19 protein-coding genes are annotated in these 18,916 nt (G+C 72.7%); 6 read left to right on the top strand and 13 right to left on the bottom strand.

The genetic code is table 11. From position 1 onward, the window contains the following. Positions 1–2: 2 nt before the first annotated feature. The 4 genes from CTZ28_RS07415 (at position 3) to CTZ28_RS07400 (ending at position 4,696) form a co-directional block, all read left to right on the top strand. On the top strand, positions 3–1,214 hold the full coding sequence (locus CTZ28_RS07415) for an MFS transporter (protein WP_121888424.1): 1,212 nt from the start codon (positions 3–5) through the stop codon (positions 1,212–1,214). A 178-nt stretch (positions 1,215–1,392) separates the two neighbouring features. After that, positions 1,393–2,802, top strand: a complete 1,410-nt coding sequence (locus CTZ28_RS07410; RefSeq protein WP_121888423.1) for a uracil-xanthine permease family protein — start codon at positions 1,393–1,395, stop codon at positions 2,800–2,802. A 180-nt stretch (positions 2,803–2,982) separates the two neighbouring features. After that, the gene (locus CTZ28_RS07405; RefSeq protein WP_121888422.1) at positions 2,983–3,678 is read left to right on the top strand and encodes a DUF5995 family protein; all 696 of its coding nucleotides are present in this window, start codon (positions 2,983–2,985) and stop codon (positions 3,676–3,678) included. 88 nt (positions 3,679–3,766) lie between these two features. Then, positions 3,767–4,696 (top strand): LLM class F420-dependent oxidoreductase, encoded by a 930-nt coding sequence (locus CTZ28_RS07400; protein WP_121888421.1) that lies wholly within the window; start codon positions 3,767–3,769, stop codon positions 4,694–4,696. On the opposite strand, the gene CTZ28_RS07395 is transcribed toward CTZ28_RS07400, so the two are convergent. The 7 genes from CTZ28_RS07395 to CTZ28_RS07365 all read right to left on the bottom strand — a co-directional run bounded on the left by CTZ28_RS07395 (position 4,693) and on the right by CTZ28_RS07365 (position 12,953). Beyond that, positions 4,693–6,390 carry a flavin monoamine oxidase family protein gene (locus CTZ28_RS07395; RefSeq protein WP_121888420.1) on the bottom strand — a complete coding sequence of 566 codons (1,698 nt, stop codon included), beginning with the start codon at positions 6,388–6,390 and terminating at the stop codon, positions 4,693–4,695. The two genes, CTZ28_RS07400 and CTZ28_RS07395, sit on opposite strands and share 4 nt — an antisense overlap. A 49-nt stretch (positions 6,391–6,439) precedes the next feature. Further along, complete coding sequence (locus CTZ28_RS07390; RefSeq protein WP_121888419.1) at positions 6,440–7,228, bottom strand: carbon-nitrogen hydrolase family protein; 789 nt, start codon at positions 7,226–7,228, stop codon at positions 6,440–6,442. Positions 7,229–7,408: 180 nt separating this feature from the next. Then, positions 7,409–8,953, bottom strand: coding sequence for an HAD-IA family hydrolase (locus CTZ28_RS07385; protein WP_398655477.1), 1,545 nt, complete (start codon positions 8,951–8,953; stop codon positions 7,409–7,411). 59 nt (positions 8,954–9,012) lie between these two features. Then, positions 9,013–10,092 carry an ABC transporter ATP-binding protein gene (locus tag CTZ28_RS07380; protein WP_121888417.1) on the bottom strand — a complete coding sequence of 360 codons (1,080 nt, stop codon included), beginning with the start codon at positions 10,090–10,092 and terminating at the stop codon, positions 9,013–9,015. A 4-nt stretch (positions 10,093–10,096) separates the two neighbouring features. Beyond that, positions 10,097–10,915, bottom strand: a complete 819-nt coding sequence (locus CTZ28_RS07375; protein ID WP_121888416.1) for an ABC transporter permease — start codon at positions 10,913–10,915, stop codon at positions 10,097–10,099. After that, positions 10,900–11,799 (bottom strand): ABC transporter permease, encoded by a 900-nt coding sequence (locus CTZ28_RS07370; RefSeq protein WP_121888415.1) that lies wholly within the window; start codon positions 11,797–11,799, stop codon positions 10,900–10,902. The genes CTZ28_RS07375 and CTZ28_RS07370 overlap by 16 nt, the downstream gene beginning before the upstream one ends. Continuing rightward, positions 11,796–12,953, bottom strand: a complete 1,158-nt coding sequence (locus CTZ28_RS07365) for an ABC transporter substrate-binding protein (protein ID WP_121888414.1) — start codon at positions 12,951–12,953, stop codon at positions 11,796–11,798. The genes CTZ28_RS07370 and CTZ28_RS07365 overlap by 4 nt, the downstream gene beginning before the upstream one ends. A 213-nt stretch (positions 12,954–13,166) precedes the next feature. Here CTZ28_RS07365 and CTZ28_RS07360 point away from each other — a divergent pair, with 213 nt between their 5' ends. Both CTZ28_RS07360 and CTZ28_RS07355 read left to right on the top strand, forming a co-directional pair. Further along, positions 13,167–13,916, top strand: coding sequence for a GntR family transcriptional regulator (locus CTZ28_RS07360; protein ID WP_121888413.1), 750 nt, complete (start codon positions 13,167–13,169; stop codon positions 13,914–13,916). A 64-nt stretch (positions 13,917–13,980) separates the two neighbouring features. Next, positions 13,981–14,160, top strand: coding sequence for a hypothetical protein (locus CTZ28_RS07355; protein WP_121888412.1), 180 nt, complete (start codon positions 13,981–13,983; stop codon positions 14,158–14,160). 7 nt (positions 14,161–14,167) lie between these two features. Here CTZ28_RS07355 and CTZ28_RS07350 read toward each other — a convergent pair whose 3' ends face one another. From CTZ28_RS07350 to rpe, 6 genes are all read right to left on the bottom strand, one after another. Further along, positions 14,168–14,620: an Lrp/AsnC family transcriptional regulator gene (locus CTZ28_RS07350; protein ID WP_121888411.1), complete on the bottom strand. Its 453-nt coding sequence runs from the start codon at positions 14,618–14,620 to the stop codon at positions 14,168–14,170. 44 nt (positions 14,621–14,664) lie between these two features. Beyond that, the gene (locus CTZ28_RS07345) at positions 14,665–16,107 is read right to left on the bottom strand and encodes a GuaB1 family IMP dehydrogenase-related protein (protein WP_183154288.1); all 1,443 of its coding nucleotides are present in this window, start codon (positions 16,105–16,107) and stop codon (positions 14,665–14,667) included. A 184-nt stretch (positions 16,108–16,291) separates the two neighbouring features. After that, positions 16,292–16,600 (bottom strand): barstar family protein, encoded by a 309-nt coding sequence (locus CTZ28_RS07340; RefSeq protein WP_121888409.1) that lies wholly within the window; start codon positions 16,598–16,600, stop codon positions 16,292–16,294. Then, positions 16,597–16,998, bottom strand: coding sequence for a guanyl-specific ribonuclease (locus CTZ28_RS07335; RefSeq protein WP_121888408.1), 402 nt, complete (start codon positions 16,996–16,998; stop codon positions 16,597–16,599). The genes CTZ28_RS07340 and CTZ28_RS07335 overlap by 4 nt, the downstream gene beginning before the upstream one ends. A 59-nt stretch (positions 16,999–17,057) precedes the next feature. Further along, positions 17,058–18,095, bottom strand: a complete 1,038-nt coding sequence (locus CTZ28_RS07330) for a sugar-binding transcriptional regulator (RefSeq protein ID WP_121888407.1) — start codon at positions 18,093–18,095, stop codon at positions 17,058–17,060. A gap of 78 nt (positions 18,096–18,173) precedes the next feature. Continuing rightward, a complete protein-coding gene (gene rpe, locus CTZ28_RS07325; protein ID WP_121888406.1) occupies positions 18,174–18,860 on the bottom strand; it encodes a ribulose-phosphate 3-epimerase in 687 nt (228 codons plus the stop codon). Positions 18,861–18,916: the final 56 nt, after the last annotated feature.

Below are 18,916 nucleotides of genomic sequence, written 5' to 3'. Positions count from 1 at the left end.
ACATGAGTGGCGTGGTCCACGCGCAGGGTGAGGTGAAACGCGCCCGGTACGCCGTCGCGGCCGTGTTCGCCGTGCACGGCGCCGTCACCGGCTCCTTCGCGACCCGGGTGCCCTGGATCCAGGACCACGCCTCGCTGAGCACGGGGCAGCTCGGATTCGCGCTCGCCTTCACGGCGTTCGGCGCCTCGTGCTCGATGCCGGTGGCGGGCCGGATCAGCCACCGCTTCGGCAGCCGCAATGCGCTGCGCGGACTGATCGCGCTGTGGACGCTCGCGCTGATCCTGCCGGGCCTGGCGCCGAACCTGTACACGCTGTGTCTCGCGATGTTCGCGTACGGCGCGAGCGCCGGCATGGCCGACGTGGCGATGAACGCGCTCGGCCTGGAGGTGGAGCGGCTGCTCGGCAAGTCGATCATCTCGGGGCTGCACGGCATGTGGAGCACGGGCGCCCTGACCGGCTCGGCGGCCGGCACCCTCGCCGCGCATCTGGGCTCGGACGCGCGACTGCACTTCGCGCTCGCGGCGGCCGTCCTCACGCTGCTCGGCGTGGTGGCCGCCGGCCGGGTGCTGGACCTCCAGCCCGCCGAGGACGAGGAGCCGCCGCCGCGGTTCGCGCTGCCGCCCCGTTCGGCGCTGCTGATCGGCGCGGTCGGATTCTGCGCGGTGTTCGCGGAGGGCGCGAGCCTCGACTGGTCGGCGGTGTTCCTGCGGGACCGGCTCGACAGCTCCGCCGGTCTCGCCGCGGCCTCGACGACCGGGTTCATGCTGACCATGGCGGTGGCGCGGATCGCCGGGGACGCGGTGGTGAACCGCTACGGCGCGGTGCGCACGGTCCGCGCGGGCGGGGTGCTCGCCACGGCCGGCGGCCTGCTGATCGTCGTCGCGGGGCATCCGGCGGTGGCGATGACCGGGTTCGCGCTGATGGGTCTCGGCATCGCGGTCGTGGTGCCGCTGTGCTTCGCGGCGGCCGGGCACAGCGGCCCCCGTCCGAGCCAGGCCATCGCGGGTGTGGCGACCATCACCTACACCTCGGGGCTGATCGCGCCCAGCCTGATCGGCGGCGTGGCCCAGGCGACCAGCCTGACGGTGTCGTTCTGTCTGGTGACCGCGCTGGCGTGCGGGCTCGCGGTGTTCGCGGGCGTGCTGCGCCCGGGCGGGCGGGCCAGGACCGAGGTCGGCCGGCAGGCCGCTGCCGTCCCCGACCCGCGGCCCTGAACGCCTCGCTCCAGGCGCGCGGCGCGGCGTCGTCGCGCCCGGCCGGACGTCCACCGGAGCCGGGCCGATCATCCACATGAACATGGTTCACGGGTGAGACCGTGCGGACGGAGGACCGCCAGGTACCCGTGACAATGGTGCGGACCGTCTTCATGTACAGAGAAAGCGAAACCTCACCATGGACCTCGGCGTGCGCTGGAAGCTGCACGGCGACGGGCGTACGCCCGCGCCCGGAGCAGTGGTACGCCCCGACGAACGGCTGTCCTGGCCCCGCACGGTGGGCCTCGGCGCCCAGCACGTCGTGGCGATGTTCGGCGCGTCGTTCGTGGCCCCCGTCCTGATGGGCCTCGACCCCAACCTCGCGATCATGATGTCGGGCGTCGCGACCGTGATCTTCCTGCTCGCGACCCGCGGCCGGGTGCCGAGCTACCTGGGCTGCTCGCTGTCCTTCGTGGGCGTCGCCGCGGTCATCCGCGCCCAGGGCGGCACCAGCGCGACGGTCACCGGGGCGGTCTTCGTCGTCGGCGTCGTCCTGTTCCTGGTGGGTCTCGCCGTGCGGCGCTTCGGGGCGCGCATCATCCACGCCACGATGCCGCCGATCGTCACCGGCGCCGTGGTCATGCTGATCGGTTTCAACCTGGCCCCGGTGACCGCGTCCACGTACTGGCCGCAGGACCAGTGGACGGCGCTGCTCGTGATGCTGTTCACCGGTCTGGCCGTGGTCTGTCTGCGCGGCTTCTGGTCCCGTGTCGCGATCTTCCTGGGCCTGGTCTTCGGGTACGCCGTCTCCTGGGCGTTCGACCGGATATTCGGCCGGATCCACTCGGTCGACGCGAGCGGCAGGCTCACCGACCACTGGCGCCTGGACCTGTCCGGCGTCGGCAAGGCCGACTGGTTCGGGCTGCCCTCCTTCCACGGCCCGTCGTTCCAGTGGTCGGCGGTCCTCGTCGCCCTGCCGGTCGTGATCGCGCTGGTCGCGGAGAACGCCGGCCATGTCAAGGCGGTCGGTGAGATGACCGGCGATCCCCTGGACGACAAGCTCGGCACGGCGATCTCGGCGGACGGCGTGGGGTCGATGCTGTCGACCGCGGTGGGCGGCCCGCCGAACACCACGTACTCCGAGAACATCGGCGTGATGGCCGCCACCCGCGTCTACTCGACGGCCGCGTACTGGGCCGCGGCCGGCTTCGCGCTGCTCTTCGGCCTGTGCCCGAAGTTCGGCGCGGTCGTCGCCGCGATCCCGGGCGGTGTGCTCGGCGGCATCACCGTCATCCTGTACGGCATGATCGGCCTGCTCGGCGCGCAGATCTGGCTGCACGCCGGGGTGGACCTGCGCAACCCGCTGAACCTGGTCCCGGCCGCCGCCGGCATCATCATCGGCGTCGGCAACGTCTCCATGAAGTTCACCGACACCTTCTCGCTGAGCGGCATCGCCCTCGGCACGCTGGTCGTCATCACCGGCTACCACGCGCTGCGCGCCTTCGCGCCCGCCCATCTCAAGGGCCGGCAGCCGCTGTTGGACGAGGGGACCTCAGCCTACGACGGACCACCGGATGCCGACGAGGACGCTCACCGCGCCGGTTCGTAGGCGTACCCCGGCGTGAACGTCCCGGCCGCGCCCTTGCGGCCGAACGCCGGGCGCATTGCCCCGCCGCAACGGTGCTCCCCCTGTGTCACAACCCCCCGAGTGACGGGCTGGTTCCCCCGTTCCGGGGAAGCACGGCGCCCGTGGGCACCCAGGCAGGCCCAGTGCTGGGACCCTGCCCCCATGACGCAGTTGGAACAGTTCACGACGTCCGTCCGCACGGTGGACGCCGTCGTCACCCGGATGCGCGCCCTGGACGCCGCCCTGCCGGCCCGGGACGGGGTCGCGGTGTTCAACCGCGTCTACCTCACCGTCACCGAGGAGGTCGAACGGCGGCTGGACACCGGGTACTTCGCCGACCGGCGGGCCGCGACCGCGCTGGACGTCCGGTTCGCGCACCGGTATCTGGCCGCGGTGGACGCGGCGGCGGACGGCCGGCGCGCGCCCGCCTGCTGGCGGCCGCTGTTCCAGTTGCGCCGCCATCCGGGCGTACGGCCGCTGCAGTTCGCGTTGGCCGGCATCAACGCACACATCGGCCACGACCTGGCGCTCGCCGTGGTGGACACCTGTCGGACGCTCGGCTGCGAACCCGAGGACCTGGAGGACGAGTTCGACCGCGTGGGTGATCTCCTCGTGTCGCTGGAGGAACGCGTCCGCGAGGATCTGATGCCGGGGCCCGACCTCCTCCAGCTCGCCGACCCGCTCACCCACCTGTTCGGCTCCTGGAGCCTGGAGCGGGCCCGGGACGCGGCCTGGTCGGCGGCGCGGGCGCTGTGGGCGCTGCGCCGGTGCGGGGACCTCGCCGAGGAGTTCGCCGAACGCCTCGACGCGGCCGTCGGCCTCGCGAGCCGCCTGCTGCTCACGCCACTGCCGGACTGATCCGGCCGTTTTGCGAGCCTTGCCGGGAAACAGATGTAGGACACAGGTACGTTGGCCGGCAGGTATCCGATTGCGAAGGAGCACCGGAATGGCGATCCGGCTCGGTCTCGGTCTTCCCCAGATGCGGCAGTACTCCCTCGGCAAGGACGTACCCGACGTGGCCCGCGCGGCCGAAGGGATCGGCTACGACAGCCTGTGGGTCTTCGAACGGGCCCTGTTCCCCGAACCGGCCACGCAGGGGCTGTACGGCGTCGCGGGGGTCCCCTGGCCGGACGGCTACCGCGATGTCGCGGAGCCGCTGGTCACGCTCACCCTGGCGGCGTCGGCCACCGAGCGGGCCCGGCTGGGCTCCAGTGTGCTGGTCGCGCCGCTGCACCAGCCGTTCCAGCTGGCCAAGGCCCTCGCCTCACTGGACGTGGCGAGCGGCGGCCGGGTCGTCGCGGGCCTCGGCACCGGCTGGTCCTTCGACGAGTACGCGGCCGCCGGGATCCGGCCGTTCGAGGAACGCGGCCGGGTGCTGGACGAGTTCATCGAGGTCTGCCGGGCGGTGTGGGGCCCCGACCCCGTGCGCTACGAGGGCCGGATCACGAGGATCGCCTCGGCCGTGGTCGGGCCCAAGCCCGCCCGGCCGATCCCGATCCTGCTGGCCGCGGGCACCGGGCGGGCGCTGCGGCGGCTGGTCGACCACGCCGACGGCTGGCTGCCGGTGGCCGCGGGCGCCGACCGGCTCGCCGCGCAGTGGCGGCAGGTGCAGGACCTGGCGGCCGAGCGGGGCCGCACGGAGCCCGTCCAGACGGTCCTGCGGGTGAACACGGCCCTGACCGCCGAGCCGTACGGCGGCACCGACCGCCGGCCCTTCCAGGGCGACGTCGGCCAGATCGTCGAGGATCTCGTGGCGCACGCGGCCGTCGGCCTGGAGGAGATCATCGTCGACCTGCAGAGCGGCGCCCGCGACGCCGAACACCTCAAGGACGTCGCCGCGGAGGTGCACGAGAGGGCGCGGGCGGCGGGGGTCTAGTTCTCGGGGAGTTCGACCGGGGCAATCTCCTCGTAGACGTCGCCGGGGCCGGGGTTGGTGGGGTCCGTCGCCCCGCCGAGGTGGTGCAATACGCCCCAGACCGCGTTCAGCGCGGTCTGGACGGCGCCCTCGGCCCAGCCGGCGGTCCAGGAGATGTCGTCGCCCGCGAGGAAGATGCCGCGCTTGTCGGCGGGCAGCCGGTCCTGCATGAAGTGGGTGAACAGGCGCCGCTGGTAGCGGTAGTGACCGGGCAGGTTGGCCTTGAACGCGCCCATGAAGTAGGGCTCGTTCTCCCAGGAGACCGTCACCGGGTTGCCGATGATGTGCCCCCGGATGTCGACGTTCGGATAGATCTCGCCGAGCGACTTCAGCATGACCTCCATCCGCTCCCGCGCGGACAGCGGCAGCCACTTCAGGCTGTCGTCGCACCAGGTGTAGGACAGGCAGATGACGGCCGGCCGGTCCGGACCGTCGTCGAGCAGATAGGTGCCGCGCGTCATGCGGTCGGTGAGCGTCATCGACAGTACGTCCCGGCCCGTGACCGCGTCCTTGTCCCGCCAGAACGGCCGGTCGACCGGGACGAACAGCTTGCTGGACTCCATGTAGTGGGTGCGCTCGATCGCCGTCCAGTGGTCGATCGGGAAGAGCGCGTCGTCGCAGGCGATCTTGGAGAGCAGCATCCAGGACTGGGCGGTGAAGACGGCGGCCCGGTAGGTGCGGATGTCGCCGTGCGCGTCCGTCACGGTGATCCGGTTGCCCGAGGTGCGGTGCAGCCGGGTCACCGCGGGCCGGGGCTCGCCGTTCTCGTGCAGCGCCGCGAGGGAGGTCCCCCGGGACCAGTGCACGATCTTGTCCGGCTCGCGCTCCCACAGGCGCAGCGGCAGGAGTTGGGAGCCGCCGACGATGCCGCGGTGGTGGTCGTCGGCCTCGGTGTAGACGACGCGCAGGATCTCCAGGACGGAGTTGGGGAAGTCGGTGTCCCAGCCGCCGGTGCCGAAGCCGACCTGCCCGAAGACCTCGCGGTGCCGGAAGGAGCCGAACGCCTCGGAGTCGCACAGGAAGCCGTAGAAGGTCTGGTTGTCGAGCTCGGCCACGAGCCGCGCCCAGATCTCCCGGATGCGCGGCACGTCCCGTTCGCGCAGCGCGCGGTTCATGGCGGAGAAGTCCGCGCCCTCTTCGAGGCACCGGCGCCAGGCGTGGGCGACGTCCCGGTAGATCTGCGGCAGGTCGTCGATCGTCTCGGCGTAGTGCGACTCGCCCTTGAGGTCGACGACGGTCGACGGCGTCGCCTCGGCGAGGGGGTTCGGGAAGGGCCGCGTCTCCAGGCCGACCAGGTCGATGTAGTGCTGGAGCGCCGTGGAGGACGGCGGGAAGCGCATCGCGCCCAACTCGGCGGTGAGGGACGGGTCGCAGCCGTCGAAGCCCACCGTGCGCAGCCGGCCGCCGAGCCGGTCGGCCTCGTACACCACGGGTCTGAGGCCCATCTTCATCAGTTCGTAGGCGGCCACGATGCCGGACAGGCCGCCGCCGACGACCGCGACCTCGGTGCCGTGCTCGGTCGCGGGGAGCTGGCCGAGGCCCGCCGGGTGGGCGAGGTAGTCGTCGTACGCGTACGGGAAGTCCGGTCCGAACATGGTGATCGGCGGCTGCTGCCCGGCTGCGTGCTCGACGGCACCGGGCACCGTGGACGTCATGGGGTACGGACTCCTTGCGCGGGTGGACTCGGGGCTGGGCTGCGGGGGTTCAGACGACGGACCGGTACAGGCCGGGCCTGCGGTCCCGCAGGTACGGGTTGGCCCGGCGGGAGGCCGCCAGGAAGCCGGGGTCGGCATCGGCGACGACCAGTTCCTCGGCGCGGCCGGCGCGGCCGCGGGCGATGCCGTCCGGGCCGGCCAGCGTGGTCAGCCCGACGAACTCGAACTCGCCCTCCGCGCCGACCCGGTTGACGTAGGCGACGTACATCTGGTTCTCGAAGGCCCGCACCGGGACCAGCGATTCGGCGACGAACTGGTAGGGGTGCATCTGTGCCGTGGGCACGACGAGGAGGTCGGTGCCGGCCAGCGCGTGCGCGCGGACGTTCTCCGGGAACTCGACGTCGTAGCAGATCAGCAGGCCGACGGTGAGGCCGTTGAACTCGGCCTGGACGACCGGCCGGTCGCCGGGGGCGAAGTGGTCGCGTTCGAAGCAGCCGAAGAGGTGGGTCTTGCGGTAGTTGGCGAGCCGGGTGCCGTCGGCGGAGATCAGCTGGGCGGAGTTGTGGACGGCGGCGTCCGTGCGCTCCGGGTAGCCGTAGACGATCGCGAGACCGTGCCGGCCGGCGATGTCGGCGACCGCGTCGGCCCAGTCGCCGTCGGCGGGCTCGGCGAGGCGGCCGATGCCCGCGCCGATCGCATACCCCGTCAGGAACATCTCCGGCGTCGCCAGCAGTGCGGCGCCCGCGGCGGCGGCACGGGCCGCGGCCGCGTCGAGGACCTTGAAGTTCTCGACGACGGATCCGGGCCGGCCTGAGCTCTGGAGCAGGGCGGTGCGCATGCGTGATCCTCACCGGTGCAAGGGGGGTCGGGGGCCACCTAGACCGTAGGGTCCGCGCCCTCGGCCGGACAAGGAGGAGCCGTTGCGCACAGCTGAACGGTTCATTGCGCACATCCGGGCCCGCCCGGCGATTCGTTGCGCGCCCGCCGGCCGAGGCGGCGTCGTTCCCCGGACCCGCGCCTACCCGGTCGTGCCGAGGGAGCCCGCCCGGTGAGGTCCGTCCGCGGGGTCCTGGGACGGCAGGGCGAAGGTGGTGAGGACGGCCGCGTGGTCCGAGGGCCAGTCGTTGTGGGCGACGTCAGGCCAGGGGCGCGGGGTGCCGGTGACGACCGTCCGGGAGTCGAGGACCGTCAGGCCGCGGTGCAGGACGTAGTCGATCCGGTCCTGCGGCTCGGGCCGCCCGCTGCCGTCCTCGTGGACCGGGTGGATCGGCGACCAGGTGTGCCCGGGCGCGGCGGCCGGGTCGGGGTGGGCCTCGCGGTAGGAGTCGCGCAGGCCCGCCTCCTCGGCCGCCCGGGTCACCGGCCATGCGACATCGGTCCGGTCCAGGTGGGAGGGGCAGTTGAAGTCGCCGACGAGGACGACGGGTACGGCGTCGTCGGCGGTCTCGGCGATCCGCCGCAGGGCGTCCCGCAGCTGCGCCAGCCGCACCTCCTCATGGGCGATCAGCTCGGCCGCGCCGAGCCCGTCGAAGGCGGCCTCGTAGGGCCCGTACGGGGTGTAGTGCAGGTGGGCGGTCCATACGTCGACCTGTCGGCCGGGCGCGACCTCGATCCGCACGCCCGCGGCGCCGTAGAAGCCGACGTCCGGGTCGCCGAAGCGGGCGGTGACGGGGTGACGGCTGATGATGCCCAGGTTCTCCCCGGCCCGGTGGTGGTGCCAGCCGAGGGCCTCGGCGAGTTCTCCGGCCGCGCTGCCGGCGGTCTCCTGGAGCCCGACGACGTCCGCGCCGGTCTCCAGGATGGTCTTGAGCTGCTTCGCCCGGTGGTCGTCGACCTGGCTGCCGCCGAGCCACAGGTTCCAGGACATCACCCGCAGTCGGGGCGCGCCGTTCGCGGCCTGCCCCGGCCGCGGCGCCGGTTCCGGCCCGGCGTCCCGGCCCGGTCCGTGGCCGCGGTGGGCCGCGGCGACCCCGTCCAGCTCCTCCGGGGTGACCCCGACGAGGCTGTCGCGCACGGTCCGGCCGGGCGCGGCCTCGATCGGCGCGAGGGACGGCACGGCGAGGACGGCGCAGCCGGCCGCCTCGGCGGAGGCCACACCGGTGTCGGTGTCCTCGACCGCCACGCAGGCCGCCGGGTCGACGCCGAGGGCGCGGCAGGCGGTCAGATAGGGGTCCGGGGCGGGCTTGGTGCGGCCGGTGTCGTCGGCGGTGACGGAGGCCGCGAACCGGCCGGGTCCGAGGGCGTCGAGGACGATGTCGGCCACCGCGCGCGGGGACGCGGTGACCAGGGCGGTGGGGACGCCCGCACGGCCGAGGGCGTCGAGCAGGTCGAGGGCGCCGGGGCGGGGCACGATGCCCGTGCGGACGCGGGCCGTGAACTCCCGCTGCAGCGCGCCCGCGAGTTCGGCGGGCGGGCGCCCGCCCGCCGCGGCCAGCCAGCCGGCGGTGTCCTCGACCGCGCGACCGAGCACCTCGGGCTGGTCGGCCGCGGTCAGCGGGCGTCCGGCGACCTGCTCCACCGCCTCCCACCACAGCCGCTCGGTGTCCACGAGCGTGCCGTCCATGTCGAACAGGACGGCCTGGAGCGGGAGTCGGGGATGGGGGGTCACGTCGGTCTCTCTCCTCACTTCTGGATACGTTCCGCCACCAGCACCGGCCGCTCGGGCAGCGACACGCGCACGGCGGTCCCCGCGCCGAGACCGGCGGCCTCGTGGGCGGGCAGGTCGGCCTTGGCCTCGGTGCCGTCGGCGAGTCGGACGGTGACCCGGACCACCGCGCCCAGGAAGGCGGTGGCGACGACCCGGGCGCTGCCCGCCTCGTCGGCCCGGACCCGGACGGCCTCGGGCCGGGCCAGGACGTCGACCTCGGTGGCGGCCGGTGCCGTCCCGTCGACGGGCAGCCGCTGCCCGAGCACCTCCACCGTGTCGCCGGTGAGGGATCCCGGGATCCGGCTCATCGTGCCGACGAACTCGGCGACGAAGGCGGTGGCGGGCCGCCCGTACAACTCGGCGGGCGCCGCGCACTGTTCGAGTCGTCCCTCCCGCATGACGGCGACCCGGTCGGCGACGGACAGCGCCTCCTCCTGATCGTGCGTCACGAACAGCGTGGTGATGCCGAGTTCCTGCTGGAGCCGGCGGATCTCCTCGCGCAGGGTCAGCCGCACCTTGGCGTCGAGCGCCGACAGCGGCTCGTCGAGCAGCAGCACGCGGGGGCGCAGGGCGAGGGCCCGGGCCAGCGCGATGCGCTGCTGCTGGCCGCCGGAGAGCTGGTGCGGAAAGCTCTGCCCCTTGTCGGCGAGGCCGACGAGCTCCAGCAACTCGGCGGCGCGGGCCCGCCGTTCACCGGTGCGGATCTTGCGCATCCGCAGTCCGAAGGCGACATTGTCCAGGGCGTTGAGGTGCGGGAAGAGACTGTACGACTGGAACACCATCCCGGCGTCACGGCGGTGGGCCGGGACCTGGGTGACGTCCTCGCCGTCCACCAGCACGGCGCCGGCGTCGGGGTGCTCGAACCCGGCGAGCATGCGCAGCGCGGTGGTCTTGCCGCACCCGGACGGGCCGAGCAGCGCCAGGAACTCCCCCTGCCGCACGGCCAGGTCGAGCCCGTCGAGGGCGACGGTGGTTCCGAACACGCGGCGCAGCCCGCGGAATTCGACGGTGGCGGCCTGCTGAGCGACGGCCTTCTCCAGCGTGGTGGCGGTCATGGTGTCATCCCCGGGACGAAGCGGTTCGGGTACGCCCGCCGGCACCGGCGAGCGCGAGGAGCAGGGCCCAGGTGACGAGCAGGCTGAGCACGGACACGGCGACGGACAGCTGGGCCTGGGAGCCGCCGACGGTGTAGATCCAGACGGCGAAGGGCTGGAAGCCCAGCAGCCGTGCGACGGTGAACTCGCCGAGCACCAGCGCCAGCGTGAGGAAGGCCGCGTTCAGCAGCGCCGGGCGCAGATTGGGCAGGACGGCCCGCAGGAGGGCCTGCGGCCAGGACGCGCCGCAGCTGCGGGCGGCCTCGACCAGGGTGCGCACGTCGATGGCGCGCAGCCCGGAGTCCAGCGCCCGGTACACGAACGGCAGCGCCATCACGACGTAGGCGAGGACGAGCACGATCGGGAAGCTGGGGTCCTGGACGGCCACGAACGTCTGGAACAGCGGCGTACGGGAGAGGTGGTCGGGCCCCCACCTGAGCACCGTGGCGATCCCGGCGACGAACGCGATGGGCGGCACGACCAGCGGCAGCGAGCACACCACCTCGACGACGGGCCGCAGCCGGGGCGCGCCGAGCCGCAGGGCGACCAGCGCGGGCACCATCAGCAGCAGGACGACGGCGATGGTGGCCGCGGCCAGCTCCAGCGAGAGCAGCAGGCCCGAGACGAAGCCGTCGGCGGACAGGATCTCCGCGTACGCGTCGAAGGTGAGGCCCTGCCCGGGCACGTCCACGGTGAAGACGACGGACGCGGCGAGCGGGACCAGGAAGTACAGCGTGGCGAGGCCGAGCACGACCCACCGCCACGGGTTCAGGCGTCGAGCCATCGGGCGCTCCGTCGTTGCAGGGGCAGGTACACGGCCATGACCAGGCCCGCGACCAGGACCATGTCGAGGCTGAGGGCGAGTGCCACGTTCTCCTGGCCGACCAGCACATTGCCGGAGATGGCGTCGGCGATCTGCAGAGTCACCAGCGGGACCGTGCTGCCCACCATGGCGGCGGCGGTCGCGTACGCGGCGAACGCGCTGCCGAACAGCAGCACCAGACCGCCGAGCAGGGACGGCGCGAGGACGGGCAGGGCCACGTGCCGCCAGTACTGCACGGTGGTGGCGCCGTTGTTCCGTGCGGCCTCGCGCCACTGGGAACGCAGTCCGTCCAGGGCCGGGGTGATGGTGAGGACCATCAGCGGGATCAGGAAGTACAGGTAGACGATCACCAGTCCCCAGAAGCTGTAGAGGCTCCAGCCGGCGTCCGCGAGGCCCAGGTGCCGGGTCAGCACGCCGGCGTTGCCGAGGGTGGCGACGAAGGCGAAGGCCAGCGGGACGCCGCCGAAGTTGGCGAGGACGCCGGAGCCGGTGAGCACCGCGTCGCGCAGCGCCCGGGAGCGGGAGGAGACGACCGCCTGGGCGAGCGGCAGTCCGAGCGCCACCCCGAGGACGGCGGTGACGGCGGACAGCTTCACGCTGCCGGCGAGGGCGGTGAGATACGGCCCCTGCAGCGAGGTGGTCAGGTTCCCGAGGGTGTACGAGGTCGTGCCCGTGGCCCGGTCCTGCACCGTGAAGGCGCCGTTCAGCATGGCCAGCGCGGGGATGCCGAAGGCGACGGCGGTGAAGGCCAGCAGCGGGGCGACCGCGAGCCAGCCGGGGGCGCGGCGCCGCCGCTTGACCGAAGCGGTCGGCGCCACGTCCGCGTGCGGGAGGGCCGCGGTCATCCGGAGACGGCCTTCGACCAGCCCTGGGCGATGGCCGTCTTGGCCTTGCTCTGCTGGTCCTCGGTCGGGAACGAGGGGGTGCCGGTGACGGCCGGGAGCTTGGCGGCGGCCTCCTTGTCGAGGGTGCCGGCCTTGTCCAGGGCGGCCATCAGGACCGGACGGGCGTACCCCTTGAGCCACAGGTTCTGGCCCTCGGCGCTGTAGAGGTACTCCTGCCACAGCCGGGCGACCGCCGGGTGCGGGGCGTCCTTGTTGACGGCCTGGGAGTAGAACTGGGCGTACTTTCCGTCGTCGGGCACCGCGACCTTCCAGTCGACGCGCTTGGCGCGGAACTCGTCGGCGTAGCCGGCGTTGAGGTAGTCCCAGTCGATGCTGATCGGCGTCTCGCCCTTCTCGACGGTGGCCGGCGTGGACTCGACGGGCGTGTAGTTGCCGTTCTTCTTCAGCTCGGCGAAGAAGTCGAGGCCGGGCTTGATGTCGTCGAAGGAGCCGCCGTTGGCGAGCGCCGCCGCGTACACACCGCCGAAGGCCGAACCGGACTGGGTGGGGTTGCCGTTGAGCGCGACCTGGCCCTTGTACTGCGGCTTCAGCAGGTCCTTGAAGGTCGTCGGGCACTCCTTGACCCGCTTGGCGTCGCAGCCGATGGAGACGTAGCCGCCGTAGTCGTTGTACCAGCGGGCCTGTGCGTCCTTCTGGCTCTCGGGGATGTCGGCGAACGAGGCGACCTTGTAGGGCGCGAGCAGCCCCTGTTCGGCGGCGCTCAGCGCGAAGGAACTGCCGAGGTCGACGACGTCGGGGGCGCGCTTCTGGCCCTTGCGGGAGGTGACGGCGTTGATCTCGTCCTGGCTCGAGCCGTCGGGGCTCTCCACCTCGATCTTGATGCCGTACTTCTTCTGGAAGCCGTCGATGAGGGCGCCGTAGTTGGCCCAGTCGCGGGGCAGCGCGATGGCGTTCAGCGTGCCCTCCTTCTTGGCCGCCTCGACCAGCGCGTCCATGCCGCCGAAGTCGGCTGCGGAGGTGGCCGTGGCGGCGTTCTTGCCGTCGGCGGTGGTGGAGGCGTCGTCGGGGGCGGCGCCGCAGGCGCTCAGGGCCAGCGCGGCTACGACGGCGAGGGAGCCGCTCAGGACGGCAGTTCTCGGCAGGGACACGATCACGGTCTCTCCAGGAGTACGCACGAGGGTGAGGTGGCACAGGGCAACTTGTCTGAACAAGTTGACACTCAGTACGCCCGTCGTCGGTGTCTTGACCGTGAACAGCGGCAAAACCCTGACCAGAGATTCCCTGCACAATCCCGGCTGACACGAATCACCGGGGAGCGTCGATTAGGCTGCTCACGCTGTGCACAGCCACCTACGCAGAGGGGATACATGACCGCGCGACACGAGGAGATCGCCGACGAACTGCGGCGAGCGATCGACCGCGAGGAGTACACAGTCGGCAGCCGGCTGCCCGCGGAGACCGAACTCGCGGCGCGGTACGGCGTCTCGCGCGGCACGGTCCGCCAGGCGGTCGCGGCCCTCACCGCCGAGGGGCTGATCGGCTCCCGCCAGGGCGCCCGGCGCGTGGTCCTGGCCAGCCGCCGCAGCCAGAGCTTCGCGGAGCTGCGCAGCTTCGCCCAGTGGGCGCGGGCGATGGGCCGGGAGGCGACCGGGCACGTGGTGTCACAGGAGCACCGCCCGGCCGCCGAGGAGGACGCCGTCCGCCTCCAAGTGCGGGCCGGGACACCGGTGTTGCATGTGCTGCGGGTGCGCGGTCTGGACGGCGAACCGGTGCTGCTGGAACGGACCGTGTACGCGGACTGGATCGCGCCGGCCGTCGAGGCGATCGAGCCGGACTGCCCCTCCGTCACCCAGCGCCTGTTCGAGGACACGGGCCTGGTCTTCGCGTACGGCGAGCACGCCATCGACGCGGTGGCGGCGGGCGCCCAGGACGCGGAACTGCTCCGCGTGCGCCGGACGAGCCCGCTGCTGCGGGTCCGCCGGGTGACGACGACCCGCGAGGGCCGCCCGGTGGAGTGGTCGGACGACCGCTACCGCTCGGACGCCGTCAGCTTCAGCGTGCACAATTCGATCGGGAACAACGCCCTGTCCCGCAAGACCGCCGACCGGACCGACTGAAGCGGCCCGCCCGGCCCGCGCCCGCGCCGCCGCGCCGCCCTACGCCGACGAGCACGCGACCGTCATGGCGGACCGGGACGCCGTGTGGCGCGGACTCGACACGGTGCTGGAGCGGTCCTTCACCCGCCGCGACGCGACCCGGTACGCCCGCCCGGCCGGCCGGCCGCACGGACCGCGCCGCGCCCGGTCCGGGACGTTCGTGGCCGCGCGCCGTGGCCCGGGCCGCGTGCCCCGGGCCGGGTGACGGCGGATCAGCTCGGTGCGCCCGAGGAGAAGCGGCGCAGCAGCGGTGACAGGACCAGCACGGACTTGGTCCGCTCCACGAACGGCTCGCCCGCGATCCGCTCCAGCACCCGCTCGAAGTGGCGCATGTCGGCGGCGAAGACCTGGACGACGGCGTCCGCCTCCCCGGTGACGGTGGACGCGGCCACCACCTCCTGATAGCGCTCCAGACCCCGCCGGATGGTCTCCGGCGAGGTGTTGCGCCGGCAGTACAGCTCGATGTACCCCTCGGTCTCCCAGCCGAGCGCCGCCGGGTCCACCCGCACCGTGAATCCGGTGATGGCCCCGGTGGCGCGCAGCCGGTCCACACGCCGTTTCACGGCCGGCGCGGACAGCCCGACCAGCTGCCCGATGTCCGCGTAGGAGCGGCGGGCGTCCTCGGCGAGGGCGTGCACGATGCGTTCGTCGAGCTCGTTCAGCACTGCGGGTGGTTCACTTCTTCGTTCGGGTCCGGCACCGGCGGGGGTCAGTTCCAGCTGGCGTGCAGGGGCTTGCCCTCGGCGTAGCCGGCCGCGCTCTGTATGCCGACGATGGCCTTCTCGGCGAACTCCTCCAGGGAGCCGGCCCCGGCGTAGGTGCAGGACGAGCGGACACCCGCGATGATCGAGTCGATCAGGTCCTCGACACCCGGGCGGACCGGGTCGAGGAACATCCGGGAGGTGGAGATGCCCTCCTCGAACAGCGCCTTGCGGGCCCGGTCGTAGGCCGACTCGTCCGAGGTGCGGTTGCGCACCGCGCGCGCGGACGCCATGCCGAAGGACTCCTTGTACAGCCGCCCGTCGGCGTCCTGCTGAAGGTCGCCCGGCGACTCGTACGTGCCCGCGAACCAGGAGCCGATCATCACGTTGGAGGCGCCGGCCGCCAGCGCCATCGCGACATCGCGCGGGTGCCGGACACCGCCGTCGGCCCACACGTGCTTGCCGTACCTGCGTGCCTCGGCGGCGCACTCCAGCACGGCCGAGAACTGCGGCCGGCCCACGCCGGTCATCATGCGGGTGGTGCACATCGCGCCGGGGCCCACGCCCACCTTGACGATGTCGGCGCCCGCCTCGATCAGATCCCGGACGCCCTCGGCGGAGACGATGTTCCCGGCCACGACCGGGACCTGCGGGTCGAGGTCACGCACCAGCTTGAGCGCGCTGATCATCGACTCCTGGTGGCCGTGCGCGGTGTCGATGACAAGCGTGTCGACCCCGGCGTCCAGCAGCTGCTGCGCCTTGCCCGCCACATCGCCGTTGATGCCGACGGCGGCGGCGATGCGCAGCCTGCCGTGCGCGTCGGTGGCCGGGGTGTACAGCGTGGCGCGCAGCGCGCCCTTGCGGGTGAGGATGCCGGCCAGCCTGCCGTCCCCGTCCACCGCCGGGGCGTAACGGCGGTTGGCCCCGTCCAGCGTGTTGAATGCCTCGCGGGGGTCGATGTCCGCGTCGAGCAGCAGCAGGTCGCGGGACATGACCACGGCGAGCTGCGTGAAGCGGTCGACGCCGGACAGGTCCCGGTCGGTGACGACACCGACCGGCCGCCCCGACTCGTCGACGACGACTCCGGCGTTGTGCGCCCGCTTCGGCAGCAGCGCCAGCGCGTCGGCGACGGTCTGGTGCGGGGCGAGCACGATCGGCGTGTCGAGGACCAGGTGGCGGCTCTTCACCCAGGTGACGACGTCCGTGACGACATCGATCGGAATGTCCTGCGGGAGCACCACCAGACCGCCGCGCCGGGCCATCGTCTCGGCCATGCGGCGGCCCGCGATGGCGGTCATATTGGCGACGACCAGCGGGATCGTGGTGCCCGAGCCGTCCCGGGAGCTGAGGTCCACGCCCTGACGCGAGCCGACCGCGGACCGGCTCGGCACCATGAACACGTCGTCGTACGTCAGGTCGTACGCGGGCTGGATGTCATTGAGGAAACGCACGTGCTGCACATCCCAGTCGATCAGAGGTGGCCCCCGGACAGGTCTGCCCAGGGGAAGAGCACGTACTTCATTGTCCCATGGCGACCGGAATGCGCGGCCCGGGCGGATCATCCAGGCAGGTCGGGCGCGCTCTCGGAGGATCCACCGAAAACAGGCCGGGCGGCGCGCCACGACCGGACGCGGGTCAGCCCAGGGCGAGGGCGACGGTCAGCCGCGGTTCCCGCTCGGACGCCTCGGTGAACACCTCCTGGGCGACCGTCCACTCCTCGGGCCGCTTCCTGGCGTACTCCGGCCAGCCGGTGACGACGACGAGCAGCGGGCGGCCGGCCGCCGGCGGCGGCCACACGGACGGGTCGGACAGGCTGTCGGCGAGGGCGTCCCAGTTACGGCCGAACCAGTCGGGCAGGCCCAGTGCGTGCGCGGACCGGTCCATCAGGCCGGCCTTGTCGACGATGCCGCCGAGGTCGAGCGTCACGACGTACGGGGTCGTCATCTCAGCACCGCCCGGAACGATTCGTAGTGATCATCGGTGTAGTAGGTCTCGCCGCCCTGCCCCGTGACGATGCGCCGGGCGCCGCGGTCACGCGACCCCGGGGTCTGCACGGTGTACTCGTGGTAATAGCCGCGCGTGTGCTGGGGCAGCAGCCCCTCGAAGTTACCGAAGACGGCACCGTCCTTGGCGTACGGGTAGGGGCCGCCGCGGTCGATGAGGGCCAGGGTCTGCCGGGCCTCGGCCGGCAGCCGGGCCTCCGCGACCGTGGACATGCCGGCCGCCCAGGGCGGCGCGGAGACGTCCACGGCCCCGGTCCGGGCCGAGGAACAGCCCGCGACCAGGACGGCTAAACAGAGCAGGAGCGCCGAAAGCGCACGGGGGACAGACCGCAGCACCATGCGTCGATGGTGTCACGGCTGTCCCCGCGTCGCGCGCACCGGACCGCTGCCGGGGCCGGTCAGGGTCCGTCGGGGTCGGCCCGGTTCAGGGCGGGCCGCGGCGTGGGGCCCGCGGCCATCAGGTAGTCCGCGGCCGAGGTGTCCGTCACCAGGCTGGTGACGAGGCCGGAGCGCAGCACCGCGTCGATCGCGGCCGCCTTGCGCTGCCCGCCCGCGATCGCGACGACCTCGGGGACCCGGCGGAGCTGGTCGGCCTTGACCGTGATGCAGCGCTCCCCCAGGTCCCGGCCGACCCGGCGGCCGTCCGCGTCGAAGAGGTGCGCGGACATCTCGGCGGCGACCCCGAGCGAGGCGTAGTGCCCGCGCTCCTCGTCGCTGAGCATGTCGTGCACCGTCGAGATGCCCGACTCCCAGGAGCCGATCGAGACACAGGCGACCGTGACCTTGTCGAAGTACTCGAAGGCCCGGGCGATCCCCGTCTGGTTGCGCAGCGCCGACGCGGTGGCCGCGTCCGGCAGCAGCATCGGCGCGTAGATGGGGTGCGCGTCGCCGCCGGACACCTGGGCGGCGCGGCGGACGGCCTCGACCGAGCCGCGTTCCGCGGTCCCGGCGTCGTACACGCCCGTCAGCTGGACCACCGTGCACGGCGGCAGCCGGTCGAGGGCGGCGGCCATGTGGATGGTGGACCGGCCCCAGGCCAGGCCCAGCACGTCTCCCTCGTTGACCAGCTCGCCGAGCAGATCGGCCGCGACCTCGCCGAGGTTCTCCGGATCCGGGGTCTCCTCGGCCTCGGCCGGGGACTCGACCACGACGGCGTGTCTGAGACCGTAGCGGGCGCGGAGCGCGTCGGAGCGCTCGGCGTCCAGCTCGGCCGGCACACGGATCTCGATGCGCACGAGATCCCGTTCCAGGGCCGTCTCCAGGACCCGGGCCACCTTGAAGCGGCTGACGCCGAACTCCTCCGCGATCTGGATCTTGGACTTGCCCTCGAGGTAGAAGCGGCGGGCCATGGCCGCCGCCTGCACCAGCTCAGCGGGTCCCATCCGCATGCGGCCCGCCGACATACCCGACACGGCGTTCTCCTCACTGCTGTTCACACTCTGGATTCGCCGTTCATCCTTGCAGATCCGGCGCGGTTGATCAGCCCTGGTGGGCGCCGTTCACGTACCTGTGGCTCAGTGGTCGCATGCCCAGGACGCCTTGGCGGTGGCCTCCTGCGCCTGTGCGCGCAGTGCGCGCACCGCCGCCGCCGGGTCGTTCGCCCCGTAGACGGCCGAACCGGCGACGAAGACGTCGGCTCCCGCGTCCGCGCACCGCTCGATCGTGGCCGCCGACACTCCGCCGTCCACCTGGAGCCACAGTTCGAGGCCGTGCTTGTCGATCAACTCACGGGTGCGGCGGATCTTCGGGAGCATGATGTCGAGGAACGCCTGGCCGCCGAAGCCCGGCTCGACCGTCATGATCAGCAGCATGTCGAGTTCGGGGAGCAGGTCCTCGTACGGCTCGATGGGCGTCGCGGGCTTGAGCGCCATGGACGCGCGGGCCCCCTTGGCGCGGATCTCGCGGGCGAGCCGCACGGGTGCGGCGGCCGCCTCGACGTGGAAGGTGACCGAGGAGGCGCCCGCCTCGACGTACTGCGGGGCCCAGCGATCGGCGTCCTCGATCATCAGATGGCAGTCGAGCGGTGTGTCCGTGGCCCGTGCCAGGGACTCCACGACCGGCACACCGAGCGTGAGGTTCGGGACGAAATGGTTGTCCATGACGTCGACGTGGAGCCAGTCGGCCCCCTCGACCGCCTTCGCCTCGTCCGCGAGGCGGGCGAAGTCGGCGGACAGGATGCTGGGGTTGATCTGCACGGCCATGCCCCAAGCCTGCCATGCCGCTGCGCCGGGCCGTAACGGCGGTCCATTCGGTTGTG

The sequence above is a fragment of the Streptomyces shenzhenensis genome (genome assembly GCF_003688995.1).
Classification (GTDB): Bacteria; Actinomycetota; Actinomycetes; order Streptomycetales; family Streptomycetaceae; genus Streptomyces; species Streptomyces shenzhenensis_A.
The sequence above is the reverse complement of the archived record's forward strand: the minus strand, read 5'-3'. Positions and strand labels throughout refer to the sequence as shown.